This is a genomic window from Ornithinimicrobium sp., from assembly GCF_051004135.1.
GTDB lineage: Bacteria > Actinomycetota > Actinomycetes > Actinomycetales > Dermatophilaceae > Ornithinicoccus.
The window spans coordinates 1-11,169 of record NZ_JBPCKQ010000052.1 but is presented as its reverse complement, the minus strand read 5'-3'; the positions used below and the strand labels follow the sequence as shown (position 1 = coordinate 11,169).

The following is an 11,169-nucleotide window of genomic DNA, read 5'->3' as shown; positions in this document are numbered from 1 at the left end:
GGGTCGCTCGGGACGCGCACCCTTCCTAGGTGCCCCTCCCGATCTTTTTGATCGCATCAAGCAATTGCCCTTCGATTCCGCCGCTCAAGCAATGATCCCGTCCGCCATGGCCTCGATCAGGTTGAGGACTTCCCGGTAGCGGCCTTGGTGAATGAGATCGGCTGGCTTCTCGTGGTCAAGGCGACGGTGCGGTGTGAACAGCCAAGCGTTGGCGTGGTCTCGCGGCAGGACCTCCGCAAGCGCGTCGGCCACGTAAGCGAGCTCGAGCAGCCTCTCCTTGTTGAGCCGCTGAGGGACGACATCGCCGGCAGCCCATCTGGCTACCGAGCGCCCCGACGCCTCGACGATCAGTCCAACCTCGTCGTCGGTGAGTCCGAGGTTGTCGATGGCGACCGATACCTTCTCCGCCAGAGCGCCAGGTCCGACACGCCGCATCGCTACACCATCCTTCTGTCGCAGTTTCTGTCGCTATTATGTCAGATGTTCGGCAACCCCACGAGAGGCGCGCGCGTCATGACCGTTCAGTTCCGACTGGGCCACAACCACCACAAGGTCGCCGAGGACTTCCTCAGCAGGGCCCCGAGTGGGACCTCGGCGATCACACTGGACCCGAAGGCAGCCCGCCACCAGGTGCATGCTGCCGATGCTGCGCGAGACCAGGGAATCTCGGTCTTCTTCGAGCCGAGCGTCGAACGGCTCGCCGAGCCCGGGTACCGTCTGGATGCGTTTCCGCTCTGGGGGGGCACGCCGTACTCGATCGACGTCCTAGCGGGCGATCTGCGGGCTCGAGAGGCCGTGGTGGAACGCACTATCCGCGCCCACCCCGACAGCGTCACACAACTGACCGCACCACACTTCTACGTTGAGAGCGAGCGGACGGCGAGACTGAACCTTGATCTGGCCGAAGCGACCAGACTCCGGGCGAAGGGGTCAAGTCCACGGTGGTGGTGTACGACGGTGATCCGTCGATGGGTGGTGGTTAGGCCCCGATCGGGTCCAGGGCCAGGGGCTGGTTGGTGGTTTCCTCCTTCGTGTCGTGGTCGGTCAGTACGGCCCTGCAGCGGGTCAGAACGTCGACGCCGAGGTAGCGGCGTTGCTCTACCCATTCGTCGTGTTGTTCGGCAAGCACAGCGCCGACGAGGCGGATGATCGAGTCTCGGTTGGGGAAGATGCCCACGACGTCGGTGCGCCGGCGGATTTCCCGGTTGAGTCGCTCGTTGGGGTTGTTCGACCAGATCTGGCGCCACACTTCCTTGGGGTACACGGTGAAGGCCAGGATGTCGGCCCGGGCGCCTTCCAGGTGCTGCGCGACCGCGGGCAGCTTGTGCTCCAAGGTGTCCAGGACCCGCTCGAACTGGGCCTGTACCGCGGCCGCGTCGGGTTGGTCGTACACGCTGTGTAGCAGCGCCTTGACCCACGGCCAGGACGCCTTCGGGGTGGTAGCCATCAGGTTCGCCGCGTAGTGCGTTCGGCACCGCTGCCAAGACGCCCCCGGCAACGTGGCGCCGATCGCCTCGACCAGCCCGGCGTGCGCGTCCGAGGTGACCAACGCGACCCCACTCAAGCCCCGGGCGACCATGTCGCGGAAGAACGCCAACCAGGACGCGGAAGTCTCGGCGGTGGCCACCTGCAGGCCGATGACCTCGCGGTATCCCTGGTTGTTGATGCCGGTGGCGACCAGGCAGGACACCTTCACGACCCGCCCGCCCTCACGAACCTTCATCGTCAACGCGTCCGCGGCCACGAACGTGTGCGGGCCCTCGGTGAGGCGGCGGGTGCGGAACTCGTTCACGTGCTCATCGAGCTCCTGGGCCATCACCGAGACCTGCGACTTGGACAGGCCGGTGATGCCCAAGGACTGGACCAGCTTGTCCATCCGCCGCGTCGAGACACCCAACAGGTAACAGGTGGCCACGACCGTGGTCAGCGCCGCCTCAGCCCGCCGGCGCCGTTGCAGCAACCAGTCCGGGAAGTAGGAGCCCTCCCGCAGCTTGGGGATCGCCACATCCACGGTCCCCACCCGGGTGTCCAAATCCCGGTGTCGGTAACCGTTGCGCTGGTTGGTCCGCTCCGGGCCCCGGGCGCCGTACTGCGCTCCGCAGACCGTGTCGGCCTGCGCCGAGAGCAACGCGTTGATGAACGTCGTGAGCATCTCGCGCATCAAGTCCGGGCTCGCCTGCGCGAGCTGCTCGTGCAAGAACTGTTCGGGGTCGATACTGGGTACAGCGGTCATCGTGGTGCCCTTCTTCGAGTCGGTTGTCAAGAGATCACTCGAAGGATCACCCGGTGGCCGCGCCTACCTGTGCAGGACACGCTCACCGGCTCCCGTCGTACACCACCCTGCAGGACTCAACTGGCGAAGGACAAGCCGACGCGCGCAGTCCTGACGGTGGCCAACAAGTTCCTAAGGCGGCACGCGGTGGAGCTGGCCGCCGAGTATATCCGGGCGGGCGTCACCGACATGGAACTGCGCATGTCGCCGTTCGGCGGCGAAGACGAGAGCCTGAGGAAGATCCGCGACGGATTCGCTGCGGCCCAGGCGTTCACCGACGCCGGTCTACGCGTGACACTAGGACAGTCTGGGAACCTCGGTGAGGTAGCCGTTGCCTTGGGGCACGTGGCGTCCTATTCGGTCGGCATCGGCCTGCTGGAGCACGTCAACCACAGTGCGCAAATCAGCCGCCAGAAGCAGCGGCCCAGGCCGCGGAGTGAGGACGACCCCGGCGGAGGTCCCATCACCGGCGTCTACCTCAACGGCCTCGCTTTGACCGCCCGGCCCCAGATCGCCGAGGTCCTCCTCGGCCACTCCGACCTCCGCACCCGAGTCGGGTGCCGCGTAGGTCGTTATGGCACCAGCGTGCGAGGTCCGCTGCTCGACACGCGCGACCACTACCTGCACTCTCGGGACATCCAGATGCGCCGGTTACTCGACCAGGCCGCCGGTTGGCGCCCGACGTTCGAGATCGAGCAACTCAGGGCCGCGCTCAACCTGCGGGAGCACATCAACGCCAACTACCTCGGTCCGGACCGGCTACCCCTGAAGAAGCCGCTGCCGACCCGCACGCTGAAGAGCCTGATCTCGGATATCGAACGCGCCCGGCAGGCGTCCTGAGACATCCCGGACGGGCCGGGCAGACAAGCTGTGAGCTGAGAATCGTCTGAACATCCTGGCGGGCCTGCGATCCGCCTGGAGCAGACCCAGGTGGCGCGAGGAACTTCTTTCCGCCTGTGTCGATACTCAGCTGATCTGACGTGCTCGAAACGTCCAGGATCGCGGTCACCAGGCTCATGTCTGTGGCGTTCGTCAGTTTCGGATCGCAGGCAATCCCATGAGGTGCACCAGCCAGGGTGCCGCGGCCGTCCGATCTGGCACGTATATGGCACGAACCCGAAATCGGGAGGATGTCGAGGCGATGTTCTCGCTGCTCAAAGGCTATTTCATGATGGTGGGCGATACTGGGATCGAATCAGGTTCCAGACATGTCGAGGACACTGCTTCCTGCCAGGCAATATGCCGTTTGACGTGGACTTTCGCGGCGCAGGATCACTTGTCACCACCGGGCGAGAGCTGACAGGGTTACACTTCTGAACGACACGCAGACGACACGGACTGGAGGCTCACGTGCCCAAGCGACGCGCCTTCGGGCAGATCAGCAAACTCCCCAGCGGTCGCTTCCGAGCTCGCTACATGGGCCCCGACGCCCGGCTGCACAACGCACCACTCACCTTCCAGGCCAGGATCGACGCCGAGATGTGGCTCGCAGGCGAGCACCGCCTCCTTGAGCGTGGCGAGTGGATCTCCCCGAGATCACGCCAAGCGACGAAGGAGGCGTCCCCTACGCTGACTCTGGCCACCTACGCCAAACGCTGGATCGATCACCGCGATCTGAAACCTCGCACTCGAGAACACTACCGATCGTTACTGGACCGACAGATTCTCCCCGAGCTGGGCGAAGTGCCATTGAGCGGCCTGACGAGTGAGATGGTGCGTAGCTGGCACTGCCAGTTAGACAGATCCCGCCCAACTCTCCGCGCCCACGCATACGGACTGCTCCGGACTCTCCTGTCCACGGCCCTGACCGACGAAAAGATCACTGCCAACCCCTGCCACATCCGCGGGGCCGGAAGCGCCAAGCGAGTCAAGCAGATAAAGCCTGCGACCCTCGCGGAGCTGGAGACGCTGACCCAGGCCATGCCCGAGAAGTACCGCCCAATGGTCCTGCTCTCGTCATGGTGCGCGCTGCGGTTCGGCGAACTGATTGAGTTGCGTCGTCGAGACCTAGACCTGACGAATGGGATCATTCACGTCCGCCGCGGAGTAGTGCGCTCGGCCGGCCACGTCATTGTCGGCACGCCCAAGTCAGCCGCCGGAACACGTGACGTGGCCATTCCGGCCCACTTGATGCCGATGCTCAAGGACCACGTGAACCGGAACCCCGCAGGCGGTCCGGACGTCCTGCTGTTCCCTGCTGCCGATGGTGTCTCTCACCTCGCCCCATCGACTCTTTATAGGGCGTTCTACCGCGCGCGGCAAGCCGCTGGCCGGCCGGACCTTCGCTGGCATGACCTCCGACACACGGGCGCGGTCCTAGCGGCACAGACGGGAGCCACCCTGGCTGAGCTGATGGGCCGACTTGGACACTCCACCCCCCAAGCGGCGCTTCGCTACCAGCACGCCGCGCAGGGGCGTGACGCACAGATCGCCACAGCGCTGTCGCGCATTGCAGAGGCCTCCACCACACGAGTCGGGCACCCACAACACTGATCCCAGGCGCCCACACCGACGAGCCCGCGGTGCAGTCCACAACTCTGTTTCAGCACCCCGGGTGGTGGGGTCGCTCGGATTGCACTCCTCCCCCACGCCCAAGTCAAACGCGGACACGCGCTCGGCTGCCTCGGCCCCCATGGACGGATCCGAGTCCTCTCACGCCCGCGCTCGGACCGCCGAGACCCGTGTGTCCAATGTGATTCAATCGGGAGGGGGACTTGCCCACATGGGACACACGTCCTCGACATCTGGACCGGCGCGTAAAGCCGGCTCAACGCGCGTAGCAGCCCTGGGGCTGTCCTTCCTTATAGCCTCTCTGGCGGCGTCCCGGAGGGGCTTCGCCATGACGACTCGACAGGGCATGTAGCTGAGCGCAAAGTCGTCCTGCTGCTCGAAAACGATCATCTGGCCCGTGCAGGATTGAGCGTTCGCTGCACCGAGTCGCGGCCTCCTTGGAACGGTCGCCGCCTCCCGGGAACGGCAGTACCGTGGCAAGCGGGTTCAGCTACGCGCCGTCACCCGTTTCCGGAGCAGGGCGCCGGCCGTCGCCGGTGCCCGCTCCTCGTCGCCGGAGGTTGTCTTGCGTATTCGCGTTGCCTCGGTCCCGTCAGGACATGTCTATGTCCGCCACCTGGCGGCAGAGGGCGGCGATGGTGTCGAGCGGCTGCCGGACCCTCGCCCTAGCACCAACGTCCCGGACGCTCAGTGGTGGCCGCCGCGCATGCTCGAGAGCGCCTGGGTGCGCGAGAACGCGGGCGAGTTCGACCTCATGCACGTCCACTTCGGCTTCGACGCCACCTCGCCCGAGAGTCTGCCGGACCTCGTGGCAGCGCTGCGCGCCGAGGCCAAGCCCCTGGTGCTCACGGTGCACGACCTGCGAAACCCCCACCACCTCGAGCCCGGACTGCACGACGCCCAGCTGTCGGTGCTGGTGGAGGCGGCCGACACCCTGATCACGCTGACCCAGGGAGCGGCTGCTGAGATCAGGCGTCGATGGTGCCGCAAGGCGCGGGTCCTGCCGCACCCCCACGTGGTGGAGGAGCCGACTCTCACGCGCCCGCGCCCGCGCCACGACGGCTTCGTCGTCGGGATCCACGCCAAGAGCCTGCGGGTGAGCATGGACCCGCTGCCCGACGTCGAGACGATCGCCGAGGTGTTGGCGCAGATGCCGGGGGCCCGCCTGCGAGTCGACGCCCACACGGACGTCATGACTCCCCTCTTTCCAAGGTACGCGCCGACGCTGGCGGAGGGCCTGCGCAGGCTCGAGTCGCTGGGACTGGTGGAGCTGCACGTCCACGACTACTTCTCCGATGCCGACCTGTGGGACTACTTCCAGGGACTGGACCTGTCGGTGCTGCCCTACCGCTTCGGTACCCACTCGGGCTGGCTGGAGGCAGGCTACGACCTGGGCACTGCCGTGGTGGCGCCCGACTGCGGCTTCTACGCCGAGCAGCGCCCCTGCCTGACGTATGCCGCGGGGCCGGCCCCCGTGCGCAAGGCCAGCCTCCAGCAGGCCGTGTTCACGGCATACCGGCAGCGTCCGCAATGGCGGGCCGACCCAGCCCAGCGCCGAGCGGAGCGGGAGATGCTGGCGGAGGCGCACCGGGGCATCTACGAGCAGGCGCTCGCGAGGAGCACGTCATGCACGTCGTGATCATCGCGTCCGCCAACCACCCGCTTCGCGAACCGTTCGCGGGCGGGCTGGAGTCGCTGACCTGGCAGCTCGTACGGGGGCTGAGGGGCCGCGGCGTGGACGTCACGCTCTTCGCCGGGCCCGGCAGCGACGAAAGGCTGGGCGCCCGTGAGATCCAGGTGCGGCCGCTCCACCTGAGCGACGCCGCGCGTCGCGATGTCGCGATGCCACCAGAGCGCTGGCTGGCCGAGCACCACGCCTACCTGCAGGTGATGCTCGAGCTGCAGGGCCGCACCGACTTCGACCTGATCCACAACAACAGCCTCCACTACCTCCCCATCGCCTTGGCCGCCACCGCCAGGGCGCCGATGGTCACCACGCTGCACACCCCGCCGACGCCCTGGCTCGAGCCAGCGATCCGCCTGATGGACCAGACCCGAGCCCGGTTCGTTGCGGTCAGCTCCCACACCGCCGGCCTCTGGAGCCACGTCGCCGACGCGGAGGTGGTGCTGAACGGCGTGGACGTCGACCGCTGGGTGCCGGGCCCGGGTGGTGACGATCTTGTGTGGTTCGGCCGACTCGTCCCCGAAAAGGCGCCCCACGACGCCCTGCGCATTGCCGCTGCCAGCGGGCGGCGAGTGTGGGTCGCCGGCCCCGTGCCGGACGGGACGTACTTCGACGACGCCGTCCGGCCGCTGCTGGGTCCCCGCGCGGAGTACGTCGGGCACCTCGGTGTGGACGACCTGGCCGCGCTGGTCGGCTCCAGCGCCGCCAGTCTCGTCACGCCGGCATGGGACGAACCCTACGGTCTGGTGGCCGCGGAATCGCTCGCCTGCGGGACTCCCGTCCTTGGCTATGACCGGGGAGGTCTCCGCGAGTTCGTCTCGCCAGGGTGCGGTGTGCTGGTAGCAGGAGGTGACATCGAAGGGGCGGTGCAGCACGTTGAGGAGGTCGCGGCCTTCGACCGCGGGACCTGCAGGGAGCACGCGGTGCGCCGCTGCTCGGTGGAGCAGATGATCCAGGCCTACCTGGGTGTCTACGCAGACGTGTCATCCCCGGAGCGCGCGGCGTGATCGGCTACTACGCGCACCACCACGGCTCGGGCCACATCACCCGGCTGCAGTCGATCACTGCCTGCCTGCACGAGTCGGTGTGGGGGCTCAGCTCGCTCCAGGCCCCGGCAGGGTGGACGCAGCCGTGGACCCAGCTGGCTCGCGATGACACGCCGTCACCGTCCGCCGCCGCTGCCGCGGGCGACGTCACGGCGGGCGGGGTGCTGCACTGGGCGCCGCCGTTGCACGAGGGTCTGAGCGCGCGCATGGCGCAGCTAGCGGAGTGGATCGCCCAGCACCGGCCGCAGCTGCTCGTGGTCGACGTGTCGGTCGAGGTGGCGCTGCTAGCCCGGCTCTGCGGGGTGCCCACGGTCGTCGTCGCCCTGCCGGGCAGGAGGCTGGACCGGCCCCACCGCCTGGCCCACGACTCCGCCGAGGCCCTGCTGGCGCCCTGGCCCGAGGGCGCCCACACAGACGACTGGCCGTCGTCGTGGCAGGACAAGGTGTGGTGTGTGGGCGGAATCTCTCGCTTCGATGGCCGGTCTGCGGCACCTGTCCGAATGGGCGCCCGCCGTCCCCGGCGCCAGGTCCTCGTGCTGTGGGGCAGCGGCGGCCGGTCGGCTGACAGAGACGCGGTGGCAGCTGCCCGCGCGGCGGCCCCCCACTGGGACTGGCTCGAGCGCGACCCCGCGTCGTCCCCGTCCCCCGACCTCTGGGGCGAGCTGGCCGCAGCGAATGTCGTGGTGACCCACGCCGGCCAGAACGCCGTCGCCGAGGTGGCCGCAGCGCGACGCCCGGCGGTGGTCATCGCCCAGACCCGGCCGTTCGGGGAGCAGGAGGCGACGGCGGCCGCAGTGAACCGGCTCGGGGCAGCGGTCGGCCTCCCGAGCTGGCCAGGTGCCGCCGACTGGCCGGCCCTACTGGAACGGGCGGCCTCGCTCGGGGGCACCGGCTGGAGCCGCTGGTCGACCGGTGACGGCGCGAGAAAGGCCGCCTGCCAGCTCGAAGCGCTGGCAGGGAGCGTGGGCGCGGAGGGCGTGGCGTGAGCGCGCGGACTGGGGTCGTCACCATCGCCCAAGGCAGGCACGGCCACCTGGCCGGCCAGCTGTGTGGACTGGCACGCCAGGTGCTGCAGCCAGACGTCTACGTGGCGGTCGCGATGGACGACCCCGGCATCGCCGACGTGGTGGTCCGGCACGCGCAGCCGAACTGGGACGTCACGGTCGCATCGGTGGCCTCGTCAGCTGCCGGCTTGCCCCTGGCGGCGGCGCGCAACGCCGGCGCTCGGGCCGCCATCGATGCCGGGGCGCAGACGCTCGTGTTCCTCGATGTCGACTGCATCCCCTCGCCGACGCTAGTGCAGCAGTACGTCACGGTGCTGGGACGGCGAGGCGGCTCGCCCTCCAAGGCGGACAGGCCGGTCGTGGCCAGCGGCGATATCGGCTACCTGCCACCGGTTCCGGATCCCCTTGACTACTGGGAGCAGGACCTCGCCCGCCTGGCCCGTCCGCACCCTGCCCGGCCCGCTCTCGGCGTGGGCGAGGTGCGGGTTGCCGAGGACCTGCGGCTGTTCTGGTCGCTGTCCTTCGCGCTCGACGTTAGTGACTGGGACGCGCTGGGCGGCTTCTGTGAGGACTACGTCGGGTATGGCGGTGAGGACACCGACTTCGGGCAGCGCCTGGGCGCGGCCCAGGGGAGGATGCTATGGGTCGGCGGCGCCACGGCATACCACCAGCACCACCCCTCGGAGAGCCCGCCGGTGCAGCACCTCGACGCGATCGTGGCCAATGCCAACCGCTTTCACCAACGGTGGGGGTGGTTTCCCATGGAGGGGTGGCTGGAGCGCTTCGCCGCGATGGGCCTGGCCGAGGTGGAGGGGCGCACCGGCGAGTGGCGGGTGCTGCGCCCGGAGGCTGCGCTCTAGCCGGGCTTCTGGGTCGACTACTGCCGGGTCTCCTCAGCTTGCGATTAAACCTCGGCGGGGTGATCAGGCGGTCTTCTTGATGGCTGGGTGACGGGTTCGCGGTGGTCGTCGGGTCCCTTTGGGCCGTCCGGGCCGGCGGTTCGGGATTTCGGCGCTCTGGCGGGTGTGCCCAGGGTTGGGCTGAGTTGGTGAAATCCTCGGCGGACGCGGGCGGGGGTGAGCTTGCCCGGTTCTCGGCGGCGTTCCCAAGGGCAGGCGCAGGTCGGCGACGACGGTGCGGGCCAGGCGTAGTTGGGAAACGCCCACGGCTGGCCCGAACGCCACGCCGGCTGAAACGAGTCAGCCGAACCGGCCCTCCAACCCTCCGCGGATGGAGCGGTCCCGTGCCGTCCTGTCGCCATGGCGGCAGCGCTGCCGTGCCGCTCACGTCGGTCGACTCTCGCCTCGTGGAAGTAGGTCGAGCCGCCATGGGGGCGCTTCTCGACGTGGTGGGCGGCGGCTCCCCCACGTCCAAGATGTTCGAGCCCGAATCTCGTTGTGCGATCGTCGACCGGGCCTGCGTGATCCCACGCTCGGGAGCCGCTACGCGCTGGGCACGGCGCTAGCCGGCGCTCGCCTCGACGGTGCCTGCCGCGGGTCCCGCGGACGAGGCACGGACCGTCAGGGACGGTTCCACGCGCAGATCCGCCGGCTCCTCGCCACGGACGACCTGCAGCAGCGACTGCAGCGCCCTGGCCCCCAGGTCCGCGAGCGGCACGTGCACGCTGCTGAGCGGCACCTGTAGCTCTGCCGCCAGGGGAAGGTCGCTGTAGCCGACGAGCGCCACGTCGACGCCCGGGACCAGCCCGGCCTGGTGGATCGCGGAGAGGACACCGAGCGCGAGGTAGTCGTCGACCGCGAAGACCGCCGTGGGGCGGACGCCCGCCGTCAGGAGCCCAGTCGCGGCCTCGCGTCCCTCGCGGACCTCGAGCGCGCCGTTCAGGACAGTCACCTGCTCACGACCGGTCCCCCGCAGCTCGAGCTCACGCGTGAAGCCCCCCGTGCGGTCCACCGTGGTGCTGGCCCACTCCATACCGGCCAGCACCAGGTAGGAGGAGTGCCCGAGGGCCAGCAGGTGACGGGCGACCAGCGCGCCCCCGACCTCGTCGTCCGCCGTGATGCCGGAGGGCGTGTGCGGGTAGCGGTAGGCGGGCAGCACCGGGACGGGCAGGTTCGTGGTGTCGAAGGACTCGCCAAGGTGGGCGTCGGTGTAGAGGATGCCGTCGACGCCGTGCTCCACGAACTGGTCGATCTGGTCCCGGCGCCGCCCGGGGTCGTCCCGCGTGCTGGCGACGACGACGGTGTAGCCCTGCTGCTCCGCCTCCTGCAGCATCCCCTCATAGAACACCGACAGGGCCGTGTCGCTGACCCGGGGCACCAGCAGGCCGAGCAGCCGGCTGTCCCCCGTGCGCAGCGCACGCCCGGCCCGGTTGGGCCGGTAGCCGAGCCGGCTGGCCGCGGCGAGCACCGCCTCGCGGCGCGCGGTGCTGACCGTGGCGGCCACCACGGGGTCGGGGCTCAGCGCCCGGGAGGCCGTCGCGACGTGGACGCCCGCGCCCTCGGCGACGTCCTTGAGCCGGACCCGCGTCCCGCTCCTCGTTCGCCCCACGCCGGCCATGCTGTCACCTAGCCCGAGTTTCCGAGGATCGGGACGGTTGGTGAGGTTGTTTGGTTTCTGACCAGGGGTTTTGGTGGTGGCGGCGCCTATGACCTAACTCTGGGTGCGAAGTGGTCGAGTTGGTAGATGGTGGTG

Annotated in this window: 9 protein-coding genes; 6 read left to right on the top strand and 3 right to left on the bottom strand. The window is 68.9% G+C overall.

Features of this window, described 5'->3' with window-relative positions:
* Positions 1 to 84: 84 nt before the first annotated feature.
* Positions 85 to 435, bottom strand: coding sequence for an antitoxin Xre/MbcA/ParS toxin-binding domain-containing protein (locus ACR2FV_RS02560; RefSeq protein WP_434014153.1), 351 nt, complete (start codon positions 433 to 435; stop codon positions 85 to 87).
* 544 nt (positions 436 to 979) lie between these two features.
* Positions 980 to 2,233 carry an IS256 family transposase gene (locus ACR2FV_RS02555; RefSeq protein ID WP_434014152.1) on the bottom strand — a complete coding sequence of 418 codons (1,254 nt, stop codon included), beginning with the start codon at positions 2,231 to 2,233 and terminating at the stop codon, positions 980 to 982.
* Positions 2,234 to 2,389: 156 nt separating this feature from the next.
* Between ACR2FV_RS02555 and ACR2FV_RS02550 the strand changes: the two genes are divergently transcribed.
* The 6 genes from ACR2FV_RS02550 to ACR2FV_RS02525 all read left to right on the top strand — a co-directional run bounded on the left by ACR2FV_RS02550 (position 2,390) and on the right by ACR2FV_RS02525 (position 9,377).
* Positions 2,390 to 3,112: a hypothetical protein gene (locus tag ACR2FV_RS02550; protein ID WP_434014151.1), complete on the top strand. Its 723-nt coding sequence runs from the start codon at positions 2,390 to 2,392 to the stop codon at positions 3,110 to 3,112.
* A gap of 510 nt (positions 3,113 to 3,622) precedes the next feature.
* Positions 3,623 to 4,765 carry a tyrosine-type recombinase/integrase gene (locus ACR2FV_RS02545; protein ID WP_434014150.1) on the top strand — a complete coding sequence of 381 codons (1,143 nt, stop codon included), beginning with the start codon at positions 3,623 to 3,625 and terminating at the stop codon, positions 4,763 to 4,765.
* A gap of 724 nt (positions 4,766 to 5,489) precedes the next feature.
* Positions 5,490 to 6,422, top strand: a complete 933-nt coding sequence (locus ACR2FV_RS02540; RefSeq protein WP_434014149.1) for a glycosyltransferase family 1 protein — start codon at positions 5,490 to 5,492, stop codon at positions 6,420 to 6,422.
* The gene (locus ACR2FV_RS02535) at positions 6,410 to 7,474 is read left to right on the top strand and encodes a glycosyltransferase (RefSeq protein ID WP_434014148.1); all 1,065 of its coding nucleotides are present in this window, start codon (positions 6,410 to 6,412) and stop codon (positions 7,472 to 7,474) included. Before ACR2FV_RS02540 ends, ACR2FV_RS02535 begins: the two co-directional genes overlap by 13 nt.
* Positions 7,471 to 8,499: a glycosyltransferase gene (locus ACR2FV_RS02530; protein ID WP_434014147.1), complete on the top strand. Its 1,029-nt coding sequence runs from the start codon at positions 7,471 to 7,473 to the stop codon at positions 8,497 to 8,499. Before ACR2FV_RS02535 ends, ACR2FV_RS02530 begins: the two co-directional genes overlap by 4 nt.
* The gene (locus ACR2FV_RS02525) at positions 8,496 to 9,377 is read left to right on the top strand and encodes a glycosyltransferase family 2 protein (protein ID WP_434014146.1); all 882 of its coding nucleotides are present in this window, start codon (positions 8,496 to 8,498) and stop codon (positions 9,375 to 9,377) included. Before ACR2FV_RS02530 ends, ACR2FV_RS02525 begins: the two co-directional genes overlap by 4 nt.
* 601 nt (positions 9,378 to 9,978) lie before the next feature.
* Here the strand turns inward: ACR2FV_RS02525 and ACR2FV_RS02520 are convergent.
* Complete coding sequence (locus tag ACR2FV_RS02520; RefSeq protein ID WP_434014145.1) at positions 9,979 to 11,034, bottom strand: LacI family DNA-binding transcriptional regulator; 1,056 nt, start codon at positions 11,032 to 11,034, stop codon at positions 9,979 to 9,981.
* Between the last annotated feature and the right edge of the window lie 135 nt (positions 11,035 to 11,169).